A 24942-nucleotide genomic window follows, 5' to 3' on the forward strand; every position below is an offset into this window, starting at 1 on the left:
GGAGGGTGATGTTCAATCGAAAACGAAGAGTTGGCTCGTAACTTCACTTCTTGCACAAGTTGCTTTTAGTTGGCAATGTTTGTGAAATTTGTTCTATACGTTCTTCAGCATCGGTATAAATTTTCTTGAAGATATCAAAAAAATTGTCCATAGATAGTTTTTCCAATGAATATGCAGTAACACCTTGTGGGGTAGTCACGCTTTCCCGTAAGTGAGCAAATGAGCGACCGGATTTTTTTGCTAATTCTGCGGCACCAAATACGGATTCTAATGAAATTTTTTCTGCAAGTTCTTCAGGGATTCCTCTACTTATAGCCGCATTTTGCAATGCTTCTAAAAATAGAAAAATATAGGCCGGTGCGCAACCAATAGGTGCTGTAAGCGTGTCTATCATGGATTCCTGATCTACCCAAAATGTATAACCCACATTATTAAAAAGCCTTTCAATTAATAACTTTTGTTCCGGTATGGTAGATGAGTTAGCAAATAAAGCAGAGGTTCCTTTGCAAAATTCACTTGGCGTATTGGTCATTACTCGAGTAATGGCTAGATCTTTATCACCAAGCCAACGAGCAATACTGTCGGTATTTATGACACCTACTAAAGAGATAATCATAGGTTGTTTATTCTGAATTTTTGGAGCAATTTCTTTACAAACCTCCTGCATAAACTGTGGTTTCACTGCAAGAACAATAATCTCTGTATTTTGAACTGCTTGTACATTTGTTTTCGCAGACAAAACACCTAATTCCTTAGCCAGTTGTTCTGATTTATTGGGATTACGATTACTAAGCGTAATCAAATTTGCTGGGTATCCACTTTTAATAAGTCCGCGTACAAACGCACCGCCTAAATGGCCTGTTCCTATAATGGAAATTGATTCTTTTTTGGTCATATTGGTTTATATTTTTATATTGTTTTTGAAAGATACAAGAGGAACCTATTGATGTCAATAAAAACTACTTTGGGTTTACGCTAGCATAAGTTCTAAAATTATGAAACTTAGTAATAATAAACCCAATTTGGTTAAGAATTAGCTTATCCAATTATTTTGTCGAATTAGTTCTTTAGAGCTTTCAACGCCTGGTTGATCAAATGAATTGATGTCCCAGATAACACCTTGTACGAAAACTTTATGTTCATATAAAGAAATTAAAGCGCCTAGAGTCTTTGGTGAGCAATCGGTTAATGAAAGTAGATTTACTGGCATTTGACCAGGAATGTCACTATGAGGATTATCATTTGGATTTCCTCCTTTGGTGAGTACTTCTTTATGAGCATGGCATATTTTATTAATAACATCATCTTCATAGGCTTGAACATTAATCAAATCAGCTGCAACTCGATGAGTTCCTTGACACAAAAGTTGATAATAACTATGTTGTGCTTGATTACCCAAGCCACCCCAGATAATAGGACCAGTTGCGTAATTAACTTTTCGTCCTTGTCGATTGGTGGATTTTCCATTACTTTCCATATCGAGCTGCTGCAGATAAGGAACAAAATGTTGGAGATCTTGGGAGTAGGTCATAACCAATAAGTTATTCGTGTTTAAAAAATTAATATTCCATATACCGAGCAATGCTAACAGCATAGGGAGATTATCCGCAAAATGTGCAGTTCGGAAATGAATATCCATCTGATGAGCACCAGAAATCATTTCAGAAAAATGTTCGAAACCAATGGCAATACAGGAAATCAAATTAATGGCAGAGAAGAATGAATAACGTCCACCTACCCAATCCCATATAGGAAGAATTGTAGAAAAGCCCATTTCTTGTGCTCTGTTTACATTGGCAGTAACGGCGATAAAGTGTTTATCAAAAGGGTGTTGCAGGTTCATCCACTTTAATGCTTGTTGATAATGAGCCAAGGTTTCTGGAGTAGTTAATGATTTTGAGGAAACGATAAACAGTGTGGTTTCTGGATTGAGTTTTGCTGTAATACGCTTAAACGCGTAAGGATCAAGGTCAGAAATAAAATGAAATTGCAATTGATTCGTTACTAAATCACTTAGCGAATGGATGCAAAAGAACGGACCAAGCATTGAACCGCCTATACCGATGTTAATGATATCAGTAATCGGTTTTCCAGAATAACCAAGCCATTCTTTGTTTCTGATTTTAGTTGAAATTTCGTGCATTTGTTTGCGAACACCAATGACTTCGGGAACGATATTCTGTTGATTAACCCATATCGCTTCACCATCTGGAACACGAAGTGCTGTATGTAAAGCAGGTCTATTTTCTGTATTGTTTACCGGTTTTCCACACATTAACGCATCTATGTATTCAGATAAGTGGCATTCATTGGCAAGGTCAAGAAGAGCATCCATAATCATTGGGTTTACTTGTTGTCCGCTGTAATCTAGAGCGACATTTGCAGCAGATTTAGAGCAATTTTTTATTTCAACATTGCCTACATCATCTTTTTTTGCAAGTTTTTCGAGTCTTTTCCAAGCATTTTTTTGTGTAAGTTGTTCCATAACGTTCCTACTTAAACTTAGTTAATGTGAGTCGATATAAAAAATAAAGTGATTTTTATATCGAACTGATTTTATTTAGAACTGGATTATTGTGCTTTAAGCCATTTGGAAAAACTCTCACCCTCTATTGGGTGTGTTTTTCCTAAGTCTACGTTTGCTTTGAGAAATCCCAGTACGCTGCCGCAATCATAGCGCTTTCCCTCATATGGATATGCCAAAACCGTTTCTTTTTGGAGCAGACTGCTAATTGCATCAGTAAGTTGAATTTCTTTATGCTCTTTATTAGGCAAGGCTCTGATCTGATCAAAAATACCAGGTGTAAGAACGTAACGTCCAACAATAGCTGTATTAGAGGAAACTTGATGTGGTTTAGGTTTTTCTACCAGATGATGTATATTTAAAATGTCATTGTTCCATGGAACTCCTTGAATAATTCCATAACACTCCGTTAATTCATTGGGTACATTTTCTACTGCTATAATACTATGGCCATATGTTTCATATAATTGGATTAATTGTTTGATAACAGGTATCTGTCCAGTCATTAAATCATCGGCTAGAATTATTGCAAATGCTTCATTACCTACAATTTTTTCGGCACATAAAATGGCATGTCCTAGGCCAAGAGGTTTTGCTTGGCGAACATAAAAACACTCCATATCGGGAGGTGTAACGGATTGAACTATAGATAAGAGTTCATTTTTATCATGATTCCTTAGTTCATTTTCCAGTTGATAGGCGAGATCAAAATGATCTTCGATTGCTGTTTTGTTATGGCAAGTAACAAAAATCATTTCGCGTATGCCAGCAGCATAGGCTTCTTCAACCGCATATTGAATTAAGGGTTTATTTACTACAGTGAGCATTTCTTTAGGTGCTGCTTTTGTTGCAGGTAAAAATCGTGTACCTAAACCAGCCACAGGAAATACTGCTTTTTTTATAGAAGAACATGTTGAATCCATTGTTAATTCATCCGTTTAATAACAATTGTTTAAGTATGCACGGAAAATCATTTGATTTATATATTTTTTGCAAGACAATTAACACAATAGTTTTTCATAAGGTTGTTTTAGAATGTATTCATTGGATTGGCCACGAGTTTATGGTTTACCGAAGTCCACAGCAGTTTTTAAAAATACGCCAGAAGATTTTCAGGTAAATGAATTTTTTGATAGCTCATTTACTGGGCAGGGAGAACACATTCTCCTTAAAATTGAAAAAAGAGGGTTAACCACAGAGGAAGTTGTTAAATCATTGGCAAAATTACTGCGTAAACCAATAAAGTCGATTGGGTATGCTGGCTTAAAAGACAGGCAGGCACTGACGACACAATGGTTAAGTATTCATGCTCCGGGTGAAATTATTCCGGAGATGGAACAATATGCTGCCCCAGGTTGGCGAGTTTTGGAATGTACTCGTCACCATAAAAAATTAAGACCAGGATTTTTAACCGGCAATCAATTTATTATACGTTTGCGTGAAGTGTCGCATCTAGGGGATTTGCAGCAACGTATTGAGCAAATCCAAGAGTTTGGTGTTCCAAATTATTTTGGTGAACAACGATTTGGTCGTGAAGCAGGAAATTTGTTTAAGGCAGAAGAGATGTTGGTACTCGGTCGTAAAGTTAAGGATCGATTTTTAAATGGCATATATAGTTCTGCTGCACGCTCATGGATTTTTAATTTAATTTTATCGCAACGTGTTGTAGAACGTTGCTGGAATACACCTCTTTCTGGTGATGTGATGCAACTTAGTGGTTCTAACAGTATTTTTGTTATTGATGAGGTGAATGAGGAGGTATTACAACGAATTAAAGATAAAGATATTTCTCCTGCGAGTCCTTTACCTGGAAGAAGCAAACATAAGGTAAAAGATAATGCCTTGGCATTAATCCATAAAATTTATGCCAGTTGGCAACCATGGTTGAATGGCTTGGAGCTCTTTGGCTTGGAGGAGGCTTGGCGGGCGAATATTCTGCATGTGGAACAATTTAAATATACAATTCAGAATAATCGCGTTGAGTTGTCTTTTATTCTCCCTGCTGGTTCTTATGCGACAGCAGTATTGCGCGAGTTAAGTGATTATAAGTAAAGTGCTTCTGTTGACAATTCTACTATCCTGGCCAAAATGATATGATTTTATGCGCTCCGATACTCACATGCTTCGTGTATGCTGCGTTTCGGTACTCTAGAATCACGCCATTTTGGCTCAGCCTAGCGAATTGTCAACAGACTCTATTCGGTGTATTCATTTAATGTCTTGAGGAACTGGCTTCCATAACGATCTAATTTATGTTGTCCAACCCCAGGTACAGTGAGTAATTGCTCTTTATTTTGAGGTTTTATTTCAGTCATTGCATGTAGGGTTGCATCACTAAAGATCATAAAGGGTGGTTTGTTTTCTTCTTCAGCAAGTTTACGTCGTAAAGCACGCAGTATTTCAAATAAAGGACTATTTGTGGGTTGAATAGAGCGTCGTTCTTTGGCTTTCTTTTTATCATGTTTAGGCTCATTATTAGGCAGAGTCAAAAATACTTTTTCCTCTCCTTTAAGTAACGGAATAGCCTTAGGTGTTAATTTCAGCACATTAAAATGATTTATGTCTTGCATGCAATATTCTTTATGAATAAGTTGCCAAGCAAGTTGTTTCCAATAATAGACAGATTTGTCTTTGCCAATGCTGAAGGTGCTCAGTTGTTCATGGCCGTATTGCTTTATTTTATCGGACGTGCTACCCCGTAATACATCTATGGTGTGCGTTAAACCATAATTTTGTTGTAGTCTATAAATGCATGATAAAAATTTTTGCGCATCTTCAGTCGCGTCAGCGGTTATAGGTGGATTATCACATACATCACAATATTCGCATTTTGCCTCAGAGGATTCATCAAAATAACGTAACAAAATTTGACGACGACAATGTGATGCTTCGGCAAAAGCGAGCATATGATTGAGTTTATTGGTTTCGACGTATCGTTGCTCATCAACAGGGTTGGTTACAATCCATGAGCGGAGTCGGGCACTGTCTGCTGCATCATAAAGCAAAAGTGCCTGGGCGGGTAATCCATCACGTCCAGCACGGCCAGTTTCTTGATAATAAGCTTCGATATTTTTAGGTAAATCATAATGTACTACAAATCGGACATTAGGTTTATCAATACCCATTCCAAAAGCGATTGTGGCAACTACAATATCGATGCGATCATATCTAAATAAAGTTTGCACCTCTTTGCGTTCCTCATAAGAAAGTCCTGCGTGATAAGCGCGTGCTTTGAAATCCATTGTTTGTAATTTTTCGACTAGATTTTCTACACCATTACGTGTCCCGCAATAAATAATCCCTGATTGTTGCTCTACTGAATGTAAAAACTGATTTAATTGTTTTAATGCTTGAGTTTTGGGGATTACTTTATAGTGAATGTTAGGACGGTTAAATGAAGCAATGTATTTTTTGGGTGCATAGTTGAGTTTGACTACAATGTCTTGGCGTGTTTGTCTATCAGCAGTTGCAGTTAAAGCAATAATAGGAATATTAGGAAATTGAGTTTTTAAAACACCTAAGGCTGCATATTCAGGACGAAAATCATGACCCCATTGGGAGATACAATGTGCTTCGTCTATTGCAAATAAAGCGATATGGCACTCTTTTAGTCGCTCTAGGAACGCTATATTAATAAGGCGCTCTGGGGCAACATACAGTAAGTCCAATTCACTATGATGTAACTGCATTAATACATTTTTTGCTTCTTTACTGGTTAAAGAAGAATTATAGTACGCTGCGCGGATTCCTTGTAACCGCAGCGCCGTTACTTGATCTTCCATTAATGCAATTAATGGAGAAACAACAATGCCAACCCCTGGCCTTATCAGGGCAGGTATTTGATAGCACAGAGATTTCCCTCCCCCAGTAGGCATTAAAACAAGAACATCATTACCAGCAATGACATCATTGATGATATCCTCCTGAGGTGTTCGAAAGGAGTTAAAACCAAAATACTCTTTGAGTACTGAAAGAGTATTTTGGTTGCGCGTGATGGGGGCTACAAGAGTTTCCATGTGCTTAATTCTTATTTTTCTTCTTACAAGCGCCAAAGAATTGTAATGATTACTTTGCGCAGTATATCATCATGGTTTGGAAATAAAAGTATTCTCTTTTATATAAAAACGAAGTAATTTTTCTGCCCAATCTTTAGCATAATGAACACCAATTCTTGGTTTTTCAACAATAGTGAACATTTGGTGCTCTTCCAATTCAGCAATATAAAAAGTATCGCTAGTGAGATCATGTTGATTCAGTTGTTTATCGATATGCATGGCTTTAGATAATAATCCTGGGCCTTGTGTTTTTCCTTGAATATTTTTAATGGGTTCAAGAGCGCGTAACAATATTGCTGAGCCCGTGCCTTCAGTTTCTGTGACTATATTAGTGCAATAATACATTCCATATATTAAATAAATGTAGGCATAACCTGCAGGTCCAAACATCACTTTTGTTCTTGAGGTAAGGCCCTTGGATGAATGGGATGCTAGATCATGTTGTCCTAAATAAGCCTCGACTTCGACAATTTTTCCTATATATTCTATTCCTTCTCGATCATGGATAAGGTATTTGCCTAGAAGATCTTTGGCTACAGTAATTGTATTGCGCTCATAAAATGATCTGGGTAATTTTCGGAACATATATCTTTCATGGATGATAAAAATTCGCAATAATAGTACATTTGAAACCACTTTTCTAAGGATAGTTTTATGGATTTTGCATTCACAGCCGAACATTCGGCTTTTCGAGAAATGGCGGCTGATTTTGCTCGTGAAAAATTAGCTCCTATGGCAGACAATTGGGATGAGCATGATTATTTTCCCATCGAGGTTTTGCGTGAAGCAGCTGCATTAGGAATGGCGGGAATGATGGCGCGAGAGGATATTGGTGGGGCGCAATTGACACGTTTGGATTCTGCATTGTTGTTTGAGCAATTAGCGACAGGCTGTATTAGTACCAGTGCTTATCTTTCGATTCACAATATGGTCACCTCTCTCGTGGATCGATATGCCCATCCTGACTTACGAACCCAATGGGGATCTAAATTAACATCAATGGAAGTATTAGCGAGTTATTGCTTAACTGAACCTGAATCAGGATCTGATGCTGCTTCTTTGAAAACCAAAGCCATAAAAGATGGAGATTATTACGTTCTTAATGGCTCAAAAGCATTTATTTCAGGTGGCTCGGTGAGTGATGTTTATTTATGTATGGTTCGTACTGGTGATGAATCCCATCACGGAATAAGTTGTTTATTAATTGAAAAAGATACCCCGGGTTTAAGTTTTGGTAAATTAGAAAAGAAAATGGGCTGGCGCAGTCAGCCTACATGTATTGTCTATTTTGAAAATTGTCGTGTTCCAATTACAAATCGGGTCGGTAATGAGGGTATGGGATTCAAAATTGCATTAAATGCGTTAAATGGAGGTCGGATTAATATTGCTTCCTGCTCCTTAGGAGGTGCTCTAGCTTGCTTGCGATTGACTCAGGCATACATGCATGAGCGTAAACAATTTGGAAAGCCACTTTCAGAAATGCAAGCATTACGCTTTTATTTTGCAGATATGCTCACTGATTATGAAGCAGCACGTTTAATGGTTTATCGGGCGGCAAATGCTATGGACAAAAATGATCCCAATGTTCCAATGTATTGCGCTATGGCTAAGCGGTTTGCTACGGATGTTGCGTTTCGTATTAGTGATAAAGCAATGCAAATGCACGGTGGCTATGGTTATTTGCGCGATTATCAAATTGAGCGAATCTTTAGGGATTTAAGAGTTCATCAAATTCTTGAGGGTACTAATGAAATTATGCGGGAAATTGTAGCTAAATCAACTTTAGATGAGGAGCACTTTTTGTGCTAATAAGACAGGAGTAAATTGATGAATTTAATAGAACGAGAATTAGATAATCAGGGAATTTTAATTTTAACTTTAAATAGACCTGAAAAATTGAATGCTTTAAGTAGCGAAGTATTAGATGCCTTAGCTGAGTCCTTTAGTTATGCTCGAACAAATTCAAAGGTTAAAGCATTAATGATTACTGGTAATGGAAAAGCTTTTTGTGCTGGCGCTGACATTAATCGACTTGCTGAATGTACTGCTCAAACTGGATATGAGTTTGCGTGTCGAGGGCAAGAGGTATTTAGACTTTTGGAAACTTTAGGGAAACCTTCATTAGCAGCAATAAATGGGTTTGCATTTGGCGGTGGATGCGAGTTAGCTATTTCCGCAACATTGAGAATCGCTTCAATAAAGGCACAATTCGGTCAACCTGAAGTAAAACTTGGAGTTATTCCAGGTTATGGCGGTACACAGCGTTTAGCGCGCTTAATTGGCAAAGGACGTGCCTTAGACTTATGTTTAACAGGTCGATTTATTAATGCAGAAACTGCATTACAGTGGGGCTTGGTTAACGAAGTTGTTGAGCCTGAGGCTTTGTTAGAAAAGGGAAAAAATATATTACATGGAATTTTAAGTATGGCACCACTAGCGATAACAAGTGTGATGGAAGTGATTGATCATGGTTATGATTTGGCTTTGGCCGATGCATTGCATTTAGAAGCAATCCATTTTGCAAAAGTCTGTGCTTCTCAGGATAAGCAAGAAGGAGTAACTGCATTTTTGGATAAACGAGTAGCGAAGTTTGAAGGAAAATGATTATGACTAATGAAGTACTTTTTACTCAAGAAGGTTCATTAGGAGTAATCACTTTAAATAGGCCTAGTGCACTTAATGCTTTGACATTAACAATGATTCTTAAAATGCAAAGACAATTAAGTCTTTGGAAAGAAGATGAGTCTGTTCATGCTGTAGTTGTGCGTGCAGTGCCTGGGAATGCTTTTTGCGCGGGTGGAGATATACGTTCACTTTATTTTTCTGGGCAGATCAATGATGCAGAGCAAATGCAATTTTTTTGGCATGAGTATCGGTTAAATCATTTTATTCATCATTTTTGTAAGCCTTATATTTCTTTAATTGATGGCATCGTTATGGGGGGTGGGGTTGGAATTTCCATGCATGGAAGTCATCCCATAGCGAGTGAACGATTGGTATTTGCAATGCCTGAAACCAGTATTGGTTTTTTTCCTGATATTGGGGCTAGCTATTTATTAACACGATGTCCTGGACATTTAGGCATTTATTTAGGTTTGACGGGTAATCGATTAGGTGCATTGGAGACGATGAAGGCTGGTTTAGTTAAAAAAATAGTATCTTCAGAACAAATGCCTGTTTTGTTTGATGCATTAATGAACGAAGACTTGTCAAAAGATGCCTTTGAACGTGTTGATCGATGTTTAATGGACTTTGCTATGGTTCCTTCTGCAGAAGAAGTAAATCAACATTTAATTGATATTTGTTTTGCACATCCAACAGTTGAACTAATTCGTGAGTCTTTACAAGATGTTAAAGGGGAATGGGCTGAAGGTGTTGATGCTACTTTAGCGCAGAAATCTCCGTTAAGTTTAAAAGTCACGTTAGCTCAATTGCAGAAAGCCAGGGGATTAAGTTTAGCGCAATGTTTGCAAATGGATTATGACATTGTGAGTCATTTTATGCATGGTAATGATTTTTATGAAGGAGTGAGGGCATTGTTAATTGATAAAGATAAGAAGCCTAAATGGAATCCTGCTCGACTTGATTTAGTAACAGAAAACATAGTCCAAAGTTATTTTGATCGTTCACATGCTGCTTTAGAATGGGTATAACTTATCCTCATTTTAAATGATTTGAATGGTGTTGCGAGTTAAATCCTAACACCATTTATTAGGAAAACGCACCATCCTAATTTATTACTGAGATACATAATCCCAAGTTCTTTTCTTAATATAGATTCTTAGGGTGATATGTTAAATCCTATCTTAGGAAAATAACAATCGTTCTGGTGCGGTTCATTACATTGAAGTTGCTGATATTTTTCTTTTACTTTATCTTTCACCACAGTCCCTGCTTGATATGCTCCTGATGCAAGAACTGTGGTAGCTACTGCACAAGCACCTGTTTGAATTGCTGTTTTGGCAGGTTGAGCGAAAAATCCCATAAAACGTAACATATTTATTCCTTTTAAAAGTTTATAAAAAGTTAATATTTAATCTAAAATATCATCTTTTAAAAAAATAGTACACTATTTAAGCATGGAAAGCCATTATAATAATAAGTGATGCTGTGTCGCTTTCTCATTACGAGGCCAATTGCTTTTTTTAGGTTACATGTTATGCATCTACAGCTTCTTACGGGATAACTTTCGTTTAGCGACATAAAAGACATAGAAATGTCTTTTATGTCGAACTCACGTTATTTTAGCCAATCACTAAGAATATCAATAACTTTTCGTGCTTGTTCCGTACTGGAAATGTTAAATTTGGATTTTAGCCAGTACTGATTATTTCGTTTTTGGTACCGTCGAATGGAGTATTTGACTGGACCATAATCATTTTGGGCATTATCCCACTCCTGATATTTAAACATAATTGTAGTCCATGCCCCTTTACTTAATATTTTTTTATCAAGTTCTTTAGTAGTTTCTGTACCATCTTCACTAAATGTTATGGTGATTTCATCAATGCTTGCGGTCATTTGGAGCTTTACCTCTCTAAATTAAAAAACAATAACATCAAGTACCTTAGAAAAAGCAATTGAGTCCTACAACTCGCCAGCTCAGCTATGGACCCAACTGTTTTTTCTAGGATTATGAATGTTGCTTGCGCTAGAATTTTGAGAGTTTATCTTATTTCTTCCGGACACTAAAGTGATTCTTTCTGCAGTAAAAAGAGAGTTTATTCAAAGAGAGTGTTACATCTAAAAAGCGCAGTTGAATCTAAAAGAATAAAACGGTACTTTTTAGGTTAGAATTTGGACGGATTATTGAATGGAATATAATTTCCCATTCACAAAAGTCATTGTAACAGCAGATTGATATTGCCCAGGTTGATAGATCCAAATCTGTGGTTTTTCTGCTGTTGGTACTATTTCATTAATATAGGTGTTATTAGTCACCGAAGGACTTCCACAAGAATAATATACTTTTTGTACAGAATCACCAGGTTGAATATTAGCTCCACTACAAATAGAGACTGCATTACTACTAGAACCATTTAATTTGATGGATTTAACCTTTTGATTAACCACATCTACTTCAAGTTGAGCGCCACTACCAGCTTGAGGTATATTCCAGACGTTATAATAGGCAGAACCTGATCCTGCAGGTGATGTTCCAGGAACTTGCCAAACTCCAGAATAAGCAGTGCTTGCTCCTGCATTATTATAAATAAGTTGTTGCATTGGAATTTTCTGTAAGACCGGTTGATTTGAATCCTGTTGACTTATGGGTTGGCCACATGCTGCAATAACTTGATCAGGTGTCATTCCTAAATTAACGTAACCATGATTTTGAGGACAATAATAAGACTGTGTGTCAGCAAATAGGTTAGAAGATAAAATAAGTAACCCAAAACCAATGCTACTGTGAAGAGTCAATTTCATAATTTTCCTCACTAATCCTCTGCGTTTAAATAAAGTATAGTTGCTTTTATAACAATCTCCAGGGGAGGCTAGCACTAATAAATAAAGTGATAATTTTTAGTATTATCATAATGATAAAAGGAGAAAAATCGAATCCTGCAATGTCGGAAAAGAATTTTCTGCCAAGTTTTAATAACGGCTCTGTTAATAAACGTAAAAAATCAGCAATCGGTCCTTGCCATCCTGGATTGACAAAGCTCATGATTACTCGTACGAGAATAGCAAAAAATAGAATATCACAAGGTTGAATGATTAAATCTGCAATTACGTAAATGAGTAAATATAGGATAGGAATTATTCCATGTAAGGCAAGTAAGCTGATACAAATTATTTTTAATACTTCAACAAGAATCAAAGTAATCAAAGTAGGGATATCGTATTTTTGTCCTGGTTGGTATTTTTGATGCGTTAGTTGTTGAATTGGATTTACTATTGGATCGGTTATCTTATAAATAAGTTGACTTACTGGATGGAGCACACTGACGCGCAAGTAGCGTAAAGCCATGCGAAGCCATAAGCTGAAAATAAGGAGCGAAAAAACCAACGAAACAAGAAACAGTGCTACTGCGCTAAAACCTGACATATTTTCCCCTTGACTCATGCTAACGAATAGTCGGGTCTATTGGCAATTGGTTTCCACTACTTGCATGTCGCTCTTTATGCGCGACATCTAGCCTTTCCAGAATCTAACATTGGTTCTTAATAGATTCTCACCGTTTGATCCGGCAAAGGCGCGGAACATAGGGAAACAGAATGAATTGTCAACAGACCCTAAACAGATCTTTATTTTTCTGGATTATACCGTGTTGCTTGATTTTTGTCGCTCACCAAAAATTGCTTGACCAACACGTACTATTGTAGCACCTGCTTTGATTGCAGCAATTAAATCATCACTCATTCCCATAGACAAAGTATCCATATTTAAATTCAGTGTTTGATTCAGTTGTTGCATTAGTTGATTGAGACGAATGAATACATCGTATTGGATCTGTGGATCTTTTAGCGGAGGAGGGATAGTCATTAATCCCCTGAGTTTTAGATTAGGTAGTTGACTGATGTCTAAGGCTAGTTCAGCAGCATTTTCTGGGGGTATCCCTGACTTGGATTTTTCATCGATTAAATTAATTTGTAGGCAAACATTGAGCGGATTTAAATTTTGGGGTCGATATTTATTAAGTTGAGAGGCAATTTTAAAACGGTTTATACTATGAACCCAGCTAAAAGAGGTAGCAATTCCTTTGGTTTTATTACCCTGAATTGGACCAATAAAATGCCAATTGAGCGGTAAATTCTTTAATGCAGTTATTTTTTTTTGTGCTTCTTGGAAATAACTTTCTCCAAAGTCTTTGATTCCAAGATGAAAAGCCTCTTGAATTTTATCAATATTTTGTTGTTTACTGACAGCGAGTAATAAAATATTTTCTGGTTTTCGACCACAAGCCAGTGCAGTTTGGGTGATTAATTGTTGTACTCGATTTAGATCTTGATGAAGGCTCATGAGTAATTAAAGTAAATAAGAAAACTCCAACAATAGCAAAAGAAACAACGTTTGCCGAGTGCTGTTTAGTAAGTTAATCTAATGCTAATCATGTGGAATCAGGATGGATTAAGCAATGGATATAGCAGAGTTATTGGCATTTTCAGTCAAAAATAAATCTTCAGACCTACATTTGTCTGCAGGATTACCTCCAATGATTCGCGTGGATGGGGATTTACGCAAGATCAATTTACCTCCTCTAGAACATAAAGAAGTGATAAAAATTATTTATGATGTAATGAATGACCGACAGAGAAAAGAGTTTGAAGAGTTTTTAGAAACTGATTTTTCCTTTGAAATAGCCAACTTGTCTCGCTTCAGAGTGAATGTTTTTAATCAATCGCGAGGTGCCGCGGCAGTTTTTCGTACGATTCCTTCACTGATTTTAGGTATGAACGATTTAGGGCTACCTCCCATTTTCGAAGAAATGGCAAATTACCCGAAAGGGTTGGTGCTGATTACTGGTCCTACCGGATCTGGAAAAAGTACAACTTTGGCTGCTATGATCGATTACATTAATTCAACTCGTTATGAGCATATCTTAACTGTTGAAGATCCCATCGAGTTTGTTCACCCCAGTAAAAAGTGTTTATTGAATCAGCGTGAGGTTCATCGAGATACACTTAGCTTTAATGCAGCTTTGCGTTCCGCACTGCGAGAAGATCCTGATGTTATTTTGGTAGGAGAACTACGTGATTTGGAGACGATTCGTCTGGCAATGACTGCTGCTGAGACAGGTCATTTGGTATTTGGTACGTTGCATACTAATTCTGCGACAAAAACGATTAACCGAATTATTGACGTATTTCCAGCAGAGGAAAAAGCGATGGTTCGTTCGATGTTGTCTGAATCGTTACAAGCGGTAGTCGCGCAGACTTTGTTGAAAAAAAATGGCGGTGGGCGAGTCGCTGCATTAGAAATTATGATTTGTACTGGAGCAATTCGTAACTTAATTCGAGAAGATAAGGTAGCGCAAATGTATTCCTCTATCCAAACAGGCCAAGCCAAGGGGATGCAAACTTTAGATCAACATTTAACAGAATTAGTGAATAGAACTATTATTTCACGTAATATCGCTTATGACGTAGCTCTTGATAAGTCTCTATTTAAACCCAAATGAGTGCTTTATACTTTAGAGTCAGACAAACCTAGAAAAAGCAGTAGGCTCAACTGCTTTTCTAGGATAAAAAATAGTCGTCATTGCTTTGCCAATGCTCGCAACAATGAAATAGGCACACTTCTGAACAATTACCACTTCATTAAGGCTATTTTATGCCTTTTTCTGAATTTCAATTAATTGGGGAATGCCAATTTCAGCTAATGCAAGCATGTTGTTTAACTCGTCTCGATTGAAATGTCTGTCTTCTGCTGTACCTTGGATCTCGATAAAATGTCCTGCTTCATTCATGACGATGTTCATATCAGTTTCAGCAAGCACATCTTCTGCATAATCTAAATCAAGTACCGCTTGACCTCGATAGAGTCCAACAGAAACTGCTGCTATATAATTAAAAGTAGGCATTTTACGTATTTTTTCTCGTTCAACCATCCAACTAATTGCATCTCTCATGGCTACACAGGATCCAGTAATTGCTGCCGTTCTTGTTCCGCCATCAGCCTGAAGTACGTCACAATCCAGGGTAATTGTATTTTCCCCTAAGAGTTTTAAATCAACACAAGCTCTTAACGATCGACCTATTAGACGTTGAATTTCCATGGTTCTACCGCCTTGTTTTCCTTTGCTTGCTTCACGTTCGGTACGGCTATGTGTTGCACGTGGTAACATCCCATATTCAGCAGTAACCCAACCTTGATTTTTTCCTTTAATAAAACGAGGAACTCCTTCAGTTACAGACGCATTACATAACACTTTGGTTTGTCCAAACTCAACAAGGACGGAGCCTTCAGCATGTTTTGTATAATTTCGGGTTAATTGAATAGGGCGTAGTTGATTTGCTTCACGATTACTGGGGCGCATGAGATAATCCTCGCTAAAATCAGTGATTATAACGCGTTACTCTTCGAGTTGCATCTTAAACTTATTGTAATTTCAAGTAGTCTATCTCTGTCCAATTTCTCTAAATTGGGGTATATTCGCGCAAGGTTTATTTATTGGTATCAATATGCTACAAAGTATGACAGCTTTTGCTCGAGTGCAAAAACAGATCGGAGAAGGTCATTTTTGTTGGGAAATTAAGTCAGTTAATCATCGGTATTTGGATGTTTCATTTCGTCTGCCTGAGGCTTTTCGATTCATAGAGCCTCAGTTGCGTCTTATATTGCGCGATAAAATAAATCGTGGAAAATTAGAATGTCAACTCAAATACCAAGACACAAGCTTGAATAATCAGACTATGCTTGTAAATATAGGCATGGTTAATGCATTAGTAGGTTTGGGAGATAAATTATCCGTATCACATCATTTAACCAATGATTTGAGCGTAAGCCAGATTTTATCTTGGCCTGGTGTGGTTCAAGCTAGTGCGCCTGATATGGACTCTTTGGGAGAGCAAGCCCTTGCCTCATTTAAAAATACCATTGAACAATTAATGCAGATGCGAATTACCGAAGGCAATGCGTTAAAAAAGCATGTGGAAGGGCGTCTAAGTGATTTAGGTAGAGAAGTTGAGAAGGCGAGAGCTATAGCATCTTTGCAAGTGGAGCAGAGTAAGAATAAATTGTTAGCGCGTTTGCAGAACCTTCAATTTGAGGTACAAGAATCACGCTTGGAACAAGAGCTCGCTTTAATTTTAACTCGTATTGATGTCAGTGAGGAATTAGACAGACTACAAACTCATCTTGATGAAGTGAACCGGACGTTAAATTGCGATAAAATAGTCGGAAGACGACTTGATTTTTTAATGCAGGAATTAAATAGGGAGGCGAATACGCTCAGCTCAAAATCTGATTCTATAGCTTTAACTCAGATTGCAGTTGAGATGAAAGTCTTGATTGAACAAATGCGTGAGCAAATTCAAAATATTGAGTGAGTATTATTGTGGGTGATTATTCGGGTAATTTGTTTATTGTAGCTGCACCTTCAGGAGGGGGCAAAACAAGTTTAGTAAAAAGATTAGTTGAAACTCTTGAGGACATTGAGGTATCCATTTCACATACGACACGAGCAATGCGACCAGGAGAGCAACATGGGAAAGATTACTTTTTTATTGATGAAAATGAATTTACATCCATGATTAATGATTGCGCTTTTTTAGAGTACGCTCGCGTCTTTAATCATTTATATGGAACTTCAATGTTGCAAATTACCAAACGCCTGCGAGAAGGAATCGATGTGGTTTTGGATATTGATTGGCAAGGAGCGGAGCAAATCAGACGTTCTTTTCCTGATGCGGTGAGTGTTTTTATTGTACCGCCGTCTTTAGAATCGTTGAAACAAAGATTGTTGAATCGACGCCAGGATAAAGAGGAAGTAATTAGCGATCGGATGAAAAAAGCACAGGATGAACTCAGTCATTATCCTGAGTTTGATTATTTAATCGTTAACGATAATTTTGAAAGGGCTGCGATGGAATTGGGTGCAATTGTGCTTGCAAACCGCTTACGTATTGAGCGGCAGATAAATAAACAATCAAAATTGCTTTCTTTCCTGATGTCATCACAGTAAAATAAGAAGTTTTGCTACTGGAGAATGAGAGTTATGGCACGAGTTACAGTTGAAGATTGTTTAGAGCACGTTGCAAATCGATTTGAATTAGTCATGGTAGCTACCAAACGCGCACGACAAATTGCAGTTCGAGGTGATCAACCGATGGTTGAATGGGAAAATGATAAGCCTACGGTAGTGGCTTTGCGTGAAATAGCAGAAGGTTTAATTACTCCAGAAATTTTAGATAAAGAGTAGAGTGCTGTTTACCCTAATGGTACGAAGTTAAGGCCCGTGCCTACGTCCCGTGGCTTGTCCACAGGATCCAGAGAGCCAATTCTAACGCGAGATTTCTGGATCCTGCGGACAAGCAGCGGGACGTTGATATGTGAAGAGTTTACTCAAAAAACGCTAAACTTAGTGCCATTACTGTTTACAATTCTACTCTCTTGGCCAAAATACCTTGTTTTTCTGCATTCAATACTCATATACTTCGTGTATGTTGTGCTGCGATGCTCGAAAATCAAGTCATTTTGACTCAAGGTAGCGAAATTCTAAGAAATCTATTTCTTTGTGCAATGCAGTAAAGGAGGGGATGCCCTATACTGTAAATGAGAGGTGAGGTCATGTTAGATACTAGGGAGTACTGCGTGAGCTACTTTAAGGAGCTCGATGAAGAGCTGAAATGCTACCTTGAGCAGTCGCAAATAGAAAAATGCTACCAGGCCTATTTAGTCGCTGAAAAAGCGCATCAAGGCCAAACGCGTCGTTCAGGCGAGCCTTATATTACGCATCCTGTAGCGGCAGCTTTAATTCTTGCCCGAATGCGTCTCGATTATCAAACGATTATGGCCACTTTGCTCCATGATGTAGTTGAAGATACTGCGGTGAGCAAAGAGGATTTAACTCGCCAATTTGGTGAAGAAGTTACCTCTCTTGTTGATGGCGTAACGAAGCTGACTAAAATCAAATTTGAATCAAAAGCAGAAGCCCAAGCGGAAAATTTCCGTAAGATGGTTTTGGCTATGGTTAAAGATATTCGGGTCATTATTGTGAAGTTAGCTGATCGTTTACACAATATGAGAACTCTTGGTGCGATGCCTTATGCAAAACGCAGACGTATTGCTATAGAGACTCTAGAAATTTATGCTCCTATTGCAAATCGTTTGGGGATGCATTCAATTTATGTAGGACTTGAAGATTTAGGGTTTCAAGCGCTCTATCCTATGCGCTATAGAGCAATTAAATCAGCCGTAGAAAAGTCTCGTGGGAACCGCCGTGAATTAACCCAAACTATAGAAAGAGACTTGCAACTTGCATTGGCCCAGTTAAATATTCCTTATGAACAAGTATTTGGCAGGCAGAAACACTTATACAGTATTTACCGAAAGATGCGTCAAAAGAAAGCCTCATTTACAGAAATTACTGATGTATTTGCATTTCGCGTCATTACTGAAGATATTGATTCCTGTTACCGTATTTTAGGTGCTTTACATTGTACTTATAAACCGGTCCCACAACGATTTAAAGATTATATTGGTATCCCAAAAGCTAATGGATACCAATCCTTACATACGACTTTATTTGGTCCGTTTGGAGTGCCTCTTGAGGTACAAATTCGAACTCGGGATATGGATAAAGTTGCTGATAATGGAGTAGCGGCTCATTGGATTTATAAGTCATCGGGTCTTGAAGTAAATGAGGCTCAGCTGCGGGCAAGAGAATGGGTGCAAAGCTTATTAGAAATGCAGCGTAGTACGGGTAATTCGTTAGAATTTATTGAAAATGTAAAAATTGATTTATTTCCAGATGAAGTATATGTCTTTACTCCTAAAGGACATATTATGGAATTACCTAAAGGAGCTACTCCTGTTGATTTTGCTTATTCAGTTCATTCTGGGGTAGGAAATAGTTGTGTCGCCGCAAAAGTTAATCGAAAATTAGTTCCACTCAGTATTCCGTTATCTAATGGTCAAACGGTAGAGATTATTACTGCGCCAGGTGCTCACCCTAATCCATCCTGGTTAAATTTTGTTGTTACTGGAAAAGCTCGTTCTAATATCCGTCATTTTTTGAAAAGCCAGCAAAATACTGAATCAATTAGTTTAGGAAAACGTTTATTGGAACAATCCTTAAATGAATTATCCAGCGATTATGCTAAAGTCCCCCCTGAGTCGCTACAAGCATTATTAAGTGATTTACACTATAAAACTATGGATGATTTGTTATATGCCATTGGGGTAGGAAATCAAATGGCAATGGTTATTGCCAAAAGATTAATTGTGGCTCAAGACTCTAATGAATTAGATAAAGGAATTAAAGCACGGCCACTGGCTATTAAAGGCACTGAAGGAATGGTTGTTCATTTTGGTGAATGTTGCCAGCCAATTCCTGGTGATAATATTGTTGGAAAATTTCAGCAAGGACGAGGAATTGTTGTGCATAGTAGCGATTGTGCAACCTTAAAAAACTCGTGTACCAATCCAGAACAATTTGTTGCCCTACGTTGGGATGAAAAGGTTGAGGGAGAATATTGGGTTGATATCACTGTTGAGGTTGTCAATGAACGAGGGGTGCTAGCTGCTTTAGCAACTGCAATTTCTGAATCAGGATCAAATATAGGAAATATTAATGTAGATCCCCGTGATGGACGGCATAATGCAGTTACTTTTTCAATTAGTGTGGTGGACAGGACACATTTAGCTCGTGTCATGCGTCGGTTGCGAGCAAATAAAGTGGTCATGCGTCTTTATAGAAAAAAACAAGGAGATAATTAATGCGACCTATAAGTACAAAATTGGCTCCGGAAGCTATTGGAACTTATTCACAGGCGATTCAATGTGGTGATACCGTTTATCTTTCAGGACAAATACCACTTGATCCTGTAACCATGCATTTATGTAGTGATGATATTAAGCTCCAAATTACACAGGTTTTAGAGAATTTATCAGCGGTTTGTGAGGCAGCTGGCGGTAGTTTGGCTCATATAGTGAAATTGAATGTTTATCTGACCAATTTACAGCATTTTCCTTTGATTAATGAAGCGATGAGTCGATATTTTGCCCAACCTTTTCCCGCAAGAGCGGCCATTGGTGTTGCAGCACTACCACGTGGTGCATTGGTTGAGATGGATGGAATTATGGTTTTATCTTCAAAGTAATTCAGTACAAGTAGTCTGGATAAAAAGAACAGCATAATTTAGGCATTTTATGCTTTATTCCATGATTTATCGGAACTAGATTACACATTAAAAAGTTAGAGTTCATTTTATGAGTATTATTTCTCTTCATAGCGTATCCCTTAATATTGCGGGTAATCAATTATTGGATAAAGCGGACTGGCAGATACATTCCCAAGATCGCATTGCGTTAGTAGGGAGAAATGGTGCTGGGAAATCGACTCTTCTTAAATTATTACAGGGTGACTTAATTCCTGATAGCGGTCAAATTAATCGGCTTTCTGGATTACGTGTTGCAGGGTTAACTCAGGAAGTTCCTATTACTGAAGAGGATACGGTTTATCATTTTCTGGTGAAAAGTCTTGGTGAGGTAGGTGAAGTTTTATCCCGGTTTCATCAATTGTCTCAGCAAGGTGATATGGATAAATTAGCGGTATGCCAACAACAAATGGATAATTTGCATGCTTGGGATAAATTGCCGCTAATAGAAACGATGGCAAGTCGTTTAGGCATAATTGCAAATGAACGGATGAGCAATTTATCAGGAGGGATGAAACGTCGTGTATTGCTTGGTGCTGCTCTGATTGCCACTCCTGATCTATTACTTTTGGATGAACCTACAAACCATTTAGATATTGAAGCAATTGAATGGTTAGAATCCTACTTAAAAGAGTTTAAGGGCACGGTTTTATTGGTGACTCATGATAGAGAGTTTTTAGACCAAGTCAGTAATCGTATCGTTGAAATCGATCGCGGAAAATTGTATCAACATGATTGCAACTATGAAACTTATCTAGAACGACGCGAATCTATTCGTCTTAGCGAACAAAAACAAAATGAATTATTTGATAAAAAATTGGCTGATGAAGAGGTATGGATTCGTACGGGAATAAAGGCGCGACGTACACGTAATGAAGGTCGAGTACGTGCTTTAAAAGCAATGCGTGAAGAATATAAAGCTCGTCGTAATCAGTTAGGTCAGGTAAAAGCATTTTCTTTAGATGTAACACGTTCAGGTTCGGTAGTTATAGAAGCAAAACATGTGAATTATACCTTAGGGGATAAGATTATTTTACGTGATTTGTCGTTACTCGTAACTCGTGGTGACAAACTTGGAATTATTGGCCCTAATGGTTGTGGAAAAACAACATTAGTCCGATTATTACTTGGAGAGTTGCAACCTGATTCCGGACAGATAAAACTGGGTACTTCTTTGAGTGTTGCTTACTTTGATCAATTGCGTCGACAATTGCATGAAGATCAAACAGTTATGGCTAATGTTGGCGATGGAGCCGATTATGTAACGATTAATGGCAAACAAAAACATGTTGCGAGCTATTTACGGGAATTTTTATTTTCTCCCGAACGATTTAATCAACCCGTTTCTGTTTTATCAGGTGGAGAAAGAAATCGATTATTATTAGCCAAACTTTTTGCAAAACCCGTAAATTTACTGGTGATGGATGAGCCAACTAACGATTTAGATATTGAAACTTTAGAGCTCCTTGAGGATATGTTGATTCATTATCCTGGAACTTTAATACTAATTAGTCATGATAGAGCATTTATTAATCAAGTCGTTACTAGCGTTCTCGTCTATGAGAAAGCGGGAAAATTTAATGAGTTTGTTGGTGGCTACGATGAATATAAAATGCATAAGAAGCAGCAACGTGATGTCGTGACAAAAGCTCCTGTTATGAAACGGAATACGACTGTAACTAAGTTAAGTTTTAATGAGCAGCGCGAATTAGCGCAATTACCCCAAAAAATTGAACAATTAGAAGAGAAAATAGCTGAGTTACAACTGAAAATGGCAGATCCTAAGTTTTATCAACAAGATGCTCAGATAATTACGAAAATAAATCAAAGTTTAGCAGAAGATGAAGATTTATTAGCACAGCTTTATACACGTTGGGAAACCCTGGAAGCGGTTGAGAAAAGGAACACATAAATGTTAGTAACTTTAGCGTTGCTTGTTCTTTTTGGCTCTATATTAGTCTTCTTTTCAGAAGAATTCATTAAAATGTTTAAGAAACTGTTTGCCATAAAAGGTGCTAAGTTATTCATACCTTTGTTTCTTGCTTCTTGGCTTATCTATACTTTTGACTTTTGGTTTTTATGGGCAGTTTTTTATTTACGTGAAATGTTACTTTACATCTTGATTTTTTTAACAAGCATCATGCCTTTTCAGAAAGGTGCAGAATCAGTTGCACTCGTTATCTTGATCACTGTAGTTTCTGTAGTTCCAGTTCTTATTCTTGATATCCAATCACGAAGGAAGAGTTTTAGAGGGTATAAGTATCCCTATGTTACGAGTTGGGTTATTTGGATTCTATGTGTCGTTTTGTTGATTATTCTTTGATTTTCGGCTCTATTGTTGCGACCAAAGCGGTACTTTTGGGTGGCGCCAATTTGGAGCAGAATGATGCAGATAGAAACAGGAATTACGTGTATTGAAAGCAATTATGGGTGTTTTTTGGGTTCTTTTGGGAACAGCCGCGAAATTTGCGTCTCTAATAAAACAAAAAATTTCTTAATAAATCCTTAAGATTACTTTTTTATACTCCAAGTCTCGAACCATTTAACCTATAAAACTAGTAAGCTCACACAGTAGGAACCAACTGCTTTTTATAGGTTTAAAGCAACAAAAGGAGGCTAAAATGTTCGGTAAAGTTCATCATGAGCCAAAAAATCTTGGAGCACCGATTAATGTTCATTCACATCATCATGCCCATCACGGTCGTTATCATCGACATTATTATAACAGTAGCGGTTGGGGCTTAGGTGCGTTATTAATAAGCTCAATGATTCTTATTCCTATTATTCTTATTGCATTGACACTTAAATTAACTGTAGGTGCTGTTCACTTTGTTGTGACATCCATGGCGACATCTGGTCTTGCAGGAGCAGGGATGGGAGCTGGATTAAGGATGAGTGCTGTAGGAGTAGGTGCTGGTGCTGGTGCAGGAGTGGGTAGTACGCTTACTTTTAGTACTGCTTTGGGTATAGGAGCTTTTCTTGTTTATGGTGCCATTGGGATGCTCTATTTGTATTCTAGCACTAAAGAATGTTACGGCAGTAATAGAAATGTGTTTCATATGATTAAATCACAAGTTGTCAATGAGGATGGTTTGAGTTTTACAGGTGCTGTGAAATCTATAGGCGCAATTCTATGGTCGCCCTTTTTGCTGATTGGGGGATTAGCGGGTATGGGAGCTAAAGCTGCCGTTCAGGCTTATAGATCTCGATTTTCTCATTCAAAGGAAGATGAAGATATAGAATTTGAGGAGATAAAAACATCTCATACTCAAATGAACGATCTTGGTCTAAAGAACACCCTGAATACAGGTTTAGGCCAAAATCCAGTGCAAAAAGTTTCATTATTTTATGATCCATCTACAGAAGAGCTGCCTGATGGATTTGATCATCTACCAACTAATAGGTCACTTAGGTGTAACTAAACGCACGTTAAATAAGAAATTATGAGCATTTTGAAGTGCTGAATCCTTCCTTTAGTGTATAATGACGATAATTTGTTTTCAGGTTGCCCTATGAATAAAGAGGACTTTTATTTTGATTTACCTACAGAGCTTATTGCTCAATATCCTCTAGTAAATCGCAGTGATTCCCGACTTTTGGTTTATGACCGGAATATAGGTGAATATGGTCATTATCAATTTCGAGAAATTGCTGATTTTTTAAAACCTGGCGATTTGCTCGTCATGAATGACTCTAAAGTAATTCCGGCCCGATTATATGGTCATAAACCTACCGGGGGAAAGGTTGAGCTGTTGGTAGAGCGCATTACAGGTGAATTGACTTTTCTCGCTCATATTAAAGCAAGTAAGGCATTGAGAGCGGGTTCCATTATTCATTTGGCACAAAACAAAGAAATTGAAATCCTTGACAGGCAAGATGATTTATTTGTTTGTAAGGCAGATACGGAAGTATTGGAATTACTCAATGGCGTAGGGCATATTCCTCTACCGCCATATATTGCTCGAAATGATGAAACTTTAGATAAAGATCGTTATCAAACAATTTACGCTAAATATGATGGATCAGTTGCAGCACCTACCGCCGGATTACATTTTGATGAGGCTGTATTATCCAGCATACGTTCAAGGGGTATTTCGGTAGCTTATGTAACCTTACATGTTGGAGCGGGAACGTTTAGGCCTGTTCGCTGTGATAATATTAAAGATCATAAAATGCATTCTGAGCATTTTACCCTTAGTGCAGAATTATGTGCTGCTGTCCAAGCGACAAAAGCCGCGGGAAATAGAGTGATTGCCATAGGTACTACTGCTTTGCGTAGCCTTGAAAGTGCTGCACAACAGAATGGAGTTTTAACTCCTTGCAGCAGAGATACAGATATCTTTATTTATCCAGGATATGAATTTAAAATTTGTGATGGTTTGATGACTAATTTTCATTTACCTGAATCTACTTTACTCATGTTGGTGTCAGCTTTTATTGGCCATAAACAAGCAATGAAGCTTTATGAAGAGGCGATTGAGAAAGGATATCGATTTTTTAGTTATGGCGACACCAGTTTGTTGCTGTAATTAGGAGAAT

25 protein-coding genes are annotated in these 24942 nt (G+C 37.6%); 14 read left to right on the plus strand and 11 right to left on the minus strand.

Going from position 1 to position 24942, the window contains the following annotated elements; translation table 11 throughout:
- Positions 1 to 43 precede the first annotated feature (43 nt).
- The 3 genes from proC to galU form a co-directional block, all read right to left on the minus strand.
- Positions 44 to 895, minus strand: coding sequence for a pyrroline-5-carboxylate reductase (gene proC, locus Lgra_RS14860; protein WP_058500044.1), 852 nt, complete (start codon positions 893 to 895; stop codon positions 44 to 46).
- Between the two features lie 138 nt (positions 896 to 1033).
- A complete protein-coding gene (pgi, locus tag Lgra_RS14865) occupies positions 1034 to 2485 on the minus strand; it encodes a glucose-6-phosphate isomerase (protein ID WP_058500045.1) in 1452 nt (483 codons plus the stop codon).
- Positions 2486 to 2571: 86 nt separating this feature from the next.
- Complete coding sequence (galU, locus tag Lgra_RS14870) at positions 2572 to 3447, minus strand: UTP--glucose-1-phosphate uridylyltransferase GalU (RefSeq protein WP_058500046.1); 876 nt, start codon at positions 3445 to 3447, stop codon at positions 2572 to 2574.
- 112 nt (positions 3448 to 3559) lie between these two features.
- Here galU and truD point away from each other — a divergent pair, with 112 nt between their 5' ends.
- Entirely contained in the window at positions 3560 to 4576 is a 1017-nt protein-coding gene (gene truD, locus Lgra_RS14875) for a tRNA pseudouridine(13) synthase TruD (RefSeq protein ID WP_058500047.1), read from the plus strand.
- A 143-nt stretch (positions 4577 to 4719) separates the two neighbouring features.
- On the opposite strand, the gene recQ is transcribed toward truD, so the two are convergent.
- Both recQ and Lgra_RS14885 read right to left on the minus strand, forming a co-directional pair.
- Positions 4720 to 6540 (minus strand): DNA helicase RecQ, encoded by a 1821-nt coding sequence (gene recQ, locus Lgra_RS14880; protein WP_058500048.1) that lies wholly within the window; start codon positions 6538 to 6540, stop codon positions 4720 to 4722.
- Between the two features lie 69 nt (positions 6541 to 6609).
- Positions 6610 to 7164 carry a DNA-3-methyladenine glycosylase gene (locus Lgra_RS14885; protein WP_058500049.1) on the minus strand — a complete coding sequence of 185 codons (555 nt, stop codon included), beginning with the start codon at positions 7162 to 7164 and terminating at the stop codon, positions 6610 to 6612.
- A gap of 69 nt (positions 7165 to 7233) precedes the next feature.
- Between Lgra_RS14885 and Lgra_RS14890 the strand changes: the two genes are divergently transcribed.
- From Lgra_RS14890 to Lgra_RS14900, 3 genes are read left to right on the plus strand one after another with little or no spacing between them, the layout of a single operon-like run.
- Positions 7234 to 8388 carry an acyl-CoA dehydrogenase family protein gene (locus Lgra_RS14890; RefSeq protein ID WP_058500050.1) on the plus strand — a complete coding sequence of 385 codons (1155 nt, stop codon included), beginning with the start codon at positions 7234 to 7236 and terminating at the stop codon, positions 8386 to 8388.
- 18 nt (positions 8389 to 8406) lie between these two features.
- Positions 8407 to 9183 (plus strand): enoyl-CoA hydratase/isomerase family protein, encoded by a 777-nt coding sequence (locus Lgra_RS14895; RefSeq protein WP_058500051.1) that lies wholly within the window; start codon positions 8407 to 8409, stop codon positions 9181 to 9183.
- 2 nt (positions 9184 to 9185) lie between these two features.
- Positions 9186 to 10232 carry an enoyl-CoA hydratase/isomerase family protein gene (locus Lgra_RS14900; protein ID WP_058500052.1) on the plus strand — a complete coding sequence of 349 codons (1047 nt, stop codon included), beginning with the start codon at positions 9186 to 9188 and terminating at the stop codon, positions 10230 to 10232.
- 128 nt (positions 10233 to 10360) lie between these two features.
- On the opposite strand, the gene Lgra_RS14905 is transcribed toward Lgra_RS14900, so the two are convergent.
- The 5 genes from Lgra_RS14905 to Lgra_RS14925 form a co-directional block, all read right to left on the minus strand.
- Positions 10361 to 10576, minus strand: a complete 216-nt coding sequence (locus tag Lgra_RS14905) for a hypothetical protein (protein WP_058500053.1) — start codon at positions 10574 to 10576, stop codon at positions 10361 to 10363.
- Between the two features lie 242 nt (positions 10577 to 10818).
- The gene (locus Lgra_RS14910) at positions 10819 to 11100 is read right to left on the minus strand and encodes a hypothetical protein (RefSeq protein ID WP_058500054.1); all 282 of its coding nucleotides are present in this window, start codon (positions 11098 to 11100) and stop codon (positions 10819 to 10821) included.
- A 285-nt stretch (positions 11101 to 11385) separates the two neighbouring features.
- A complete protein-coding gene (locus tag Lgra_RS14915) occupies positions 11386 to 12006 on the minus strand; it encodes a DUF2845 domain-containing protein (protein WP_058500055.1) in 621 nt (206 codons plus the stop codon).
- A 46-nt stretch (positions 12007 to 12052) separates the two neighbouring features.
- Positions 12053 to 12628, minus strand: a complete 576-nt coding sequence (locus Lgra_RS14920) for a YggT family protein (RefSeq protein WP_058500056.1) — start codon at positions 12626 to 12628, stop codon at positions 12053 to 12055.
- Positions 12629 to 12841: 213 nt separating this feature from the next.
- The gene (locus tag Lgra_RS14925) at positions 12842 to 13543 is read right to left on the minus strand and encodes a YggS family pyridoxal phosphate-dependent enzyme (protein ID WP_058500057.1); all 702 of its coding nucleotides are present in this window, start codon (positions 13541 to 13543) and stop codon (positions 12842 to 12844) included.
- A 115-nt stretch (positions 13544 to 13658) separates the two neighbouring features.
- On the opposite strand from Lgra_RS14925, the gene Lgra_RS14930 reads away from it, so the two are divergent.
- The gene (locus Lgra_RS14930) at positions 13659 to 14702 is read left to right on the plus strand and encodes a type IV pilus twitching motility protein PilT (RefSeq protein WP_058500058.1); all 1044 of its coding nucleotides are present in this window, start codon (positions 13659 to 13661) and stop codon (positions 14700 to 14702) included.
- 150 nt (positions 14703 to 14852) lie between these two features.
- Here Lgra_RS14930 and rph read toward each other — a convergent pair whose 3' ends face one another.
- Positions 14853 to 15560, minus strand: coding sequence for a ribonuclease PH (gene rph / locus Lgra_RS14935; RefSeq protein ID WP_058500059.1), 708 nt, complete (start codon positions 15558 to 15560; stop codon positions 14853 to 14855).
- A gap of 145 nt (positions 15561 to 15705) precedes the next feature.
- Here rph and Lgra_RS14940 point away from each other — a divergent pair, with 145 nt between their 5' ends.
- The 9 genes from Lgra_RS14940 (at position 15706) to queA (ending at position 24932) form a co-directional block, all read left to right on the plus strand.
- Positions 15706 to 16572, plus strand: coding sequence for a YicC/YloC family endoribonuclease (locus Lgra_RS14940; RefSeq protein WP_058500060.1), 867 nt, complete (start codon positions 15706 to 15708; stop codon positions 16570 to 16572).
- Between the two features lie 5 nt (positions 16573 to 16577).
- The gene (gene gmk / locus Lgra_RS14945; protein ID WP_115385478.1) at positions 16578 to 17207 is read left to right on the plus strand and encodes a guanylate kinase; all 630 of its coding nucleotides are present in this window, start codon (positions 16578 to 16580) and stop codon (positions 17205 to 17207) included.
- A 33-nt stretch (positions 17208 to 17240) separates the two neighbouring features.
- Positions 17241 to 17444, plus strand: coding sequence for a DNA-directed RNA polymerase subunit omega (gene rpoZ / locus Lgra_RS14950; protein ID WP_003632439.1), 204 nt, complete (start codon positions 17241 to 17243; stop codon positions 17442 to 17444).
- A 392-nt stretch (positions 17445 to 17836) separates the two neighbouring features.
- Entirely contained in the window at positions 17837 to 19963 is a 2127-nt protein-coding gene (gene spoT / locus Lgra_RS14955; RefSeq protein ID WP_058500340.1) for a bifunctional GTP diphosphokinase/guanosine-3',5'-bis pyrophosphate 3'-pyrophosphohydrolase, read from the plus strand.
- Positions 19963 to 20346 (plus strand): RidA family protein, encoded by a 384-nt coding sequence (locus Lgra_RS14960; RefSeq protein ID WP_058500062.1) that lies wholly within the window; start codon positions 19963 to 19965, stop codon positions 20344 to 20346. Before spoT ends, Lgra_RS14960 begins: the two co-directional genes overlap by 1 nt.
- Before the next feature lie 109 nt (positions 20347 to 20455).
- Complete coding sequence (locus tag Lgra_RS14965; protein ID WP_058500063.1) at positions 20456 to 22315, plus strand: ATP-binding cassette domain-containing protein; 1860 nt, start codon at positions 20456 to 20458, stop codon at positions 22313 to 22315.
- Positions 22316 to 22726 carry a hypothetical protein gene (locus tag Lgra_RS14970; RefSeq protein ID WP_058500064.1) on the plus strand — a complete coding sequence of 137 codons (411 nt, stop codon included), beginning with the start codon at positions 22316 to 22318 and terminating at the stop codon, positions 22724 to 22726. It begins immediately after the preceding gene.
- Positions 22727 to 23024: 298 nt separating this feature from the next.
- The gene (locus Lgra_RS14975) at positions 23025 to 23825 is read left to right on the plus strand and encodes a hypothetical protein (RefSeq protein ID WP_058500065.1); all 801 of its coding nucleotides are present in this window, start codon (positions 23025 to 23027) and stop codon (positions 23823 to 23825) included.
- Between the two features lie 90 nt (positions 23826 to 23915).
- Positions 23916 to 24932 carry a tRNA preQ1(34) S-adenosylmethionine ribosyltransferase-isomerase QueA gene (gene queA, locus Lgra_RS14980; protein ID WP_058500066.1) on the plus strand — a complete coding sequence of 339 codons (1017 nt, stop codon included), beginning with the start codon at positions 23916 to 23918 and terminating at the stop codon, positions 24930 to 24932.
- The last annotated feature ends 10 nt before the right edge of the window (positions 24933 to 24942 follow it).

Origin of the sequence: Legionella gratiana (assembly GCF_001467695.1) — a bacterium.
Taxonomy (GTDB): domain Bacteria; phylum Pseudomonadota; class Gammaproteobacteria; order Legionellales; family Legionellaceae; genus Legionella; species Legionella gratiana.

Coding starts and splice junctions, on each gene's coding strand:
- proC (WP_058500044.1), bottom strand. CDS start 895: ATGACCAAAAAAGAATCAATTTCCATTATAGGAACAGGCCATTTAGGC.
- pgi (WP_058500045.1), bottom strand. CDS start 2,485: ATGGAACAACTTACACAAAAAAATGCTTGGAAAAGACTCGAAAAACTT.
- galU (WP_058500046.1), bottom strand. CDS start 3,447: ATGGATTCAACATGTTCTTCTATAAAAAAAGCAGTATTTCCTGTGGCT.
- truD (WP_058500047.1), top strand. CDS start 3,560: ATGTATTCATTGGATTGGCCACGAGTTTATGGTTTACCGAAGTCCACA.
- recQ (WP_058500048.1), bottom strand. CDS start 6,540: ATGGAAACTCTTGTAGCCCCCATCACGCGCAACCAAAATACTCTTTCA.
- Lgra_RS14885 (WP_058500049.1), bottom strand. CDS start 7,164: ATGTTCCGAAAATTACCCAGATCATTTTATGAGCGCAATACAATTACT.
- Lgra_RS14890 (WP_058500050.1), top strand. CDS start 7,234: ATGGATTTTGCATTCACAGCCGAACATTCGGCTTTTCGAGAAATGGCG.
- Lgra_RS14895 (WP_058500051.1), top strand. CDS start 8,407: ATGAATTTAATAGAACGAGAATTAGATAATCAGGGAATTTTAATTTTA.
- Lgra_RS14900 (WP_058500052.1), top strand. CDS start 9,186: ATGACTAATGAAGTACTTTTTACTCAAGAAGGTTCATTAGGAGTAATC.
- Lgra_RS14905 (WP_058500053.1), bottom strand. CDS start 10,576: ATGTTACGTTTTATGGGATTTTTCGCTCAACCTGCCAAAACAGCAATT.
- Lgra_RS14910 (WP_058500054.1), bottom strand. CDS start 11,100: ATGACCGCAAGCATTGATGAAATCACCATAACATTTAGTGAAGATGGT.
- Lgra_RS14915 (WP_058500055.1), bottom strand. CDS start 12,006: ATGAAATTGACTCTTCACAGTAGCATTGGTTTTGGGTTACTTATTTTA.
- Lgra_RS14920 (WP_058500056.1), bottom strand. CDS start 12,628: ATGTCAGGTTTTAGCGCAGTAGCACTGTTTCTTGTTTCGTTGGTTTTT.
- Lgra_RS14925 (WP_058500057.1), bottom strand. CDS start 13,543: ATGAGCCTTCATCAAGATCTAAATCGAGTACAACAATTAATCACCCAA.
- Lgra_RS14930 (WP_058500058.1), top strand. CDS start 13,659: ATGGATATAGCAGAGTTATTGGCATTTTCAGTCAAAAATAAATCTTCA.
- rph (WP_058500059.1), bottom strand. CDS start 15,560: ATGCGCCCCAGTAATCGTGAAGCAAATCAACTACGCCCTATTCAATTA.
- Lgra_RS14940 (WP_058500060.1), top strand. CDS start 15,706: ATGCTACAAAGTATGACAGCTTTTGCTCGAGTGCAAAAACAGATCGGA.
- rpoZ (WP_003632439.1), top strand. CDS start 17,241: ATGGCACGAGTTACAGTTGAAGATTGTTTAGAGCACGTTGCAAATCGA.
- Lgra_RS14960 (WP_058500062.1), top strand. CDS start 19,963: ATGCGACCTATAAGTACAAAATTGGCTCCGGAAGCTATTGGAACTTAT.
- Lgra_RS14965 (WP_058500063.1), top strand. CDS start 20,456: ATGAGTATTATTTCTCTTCATAGCGTATCCCTTAATATTGCGGGTAAT.
- Lgra_RS14970 (WP_058500064.1), top strand. CDS start 22,316: ATGTTAGTAACTTTAGCGTTGCTTGTTCTTTTTGGCTCTATATTAGTC.
- Lgra_RS14975 (WP_058500065.1), top strand. CDS start 23,025: ATGTTCGGTAAAGTTCATCATGAGCCAAAAAATCTTGGAGCACCGATT.
- queA (WP_058500066.1), top strand. CDS start 23,916: ATGAATAAAGAGGACTTTTATTTTGATTTACCTACAGAGCTTATTGCT.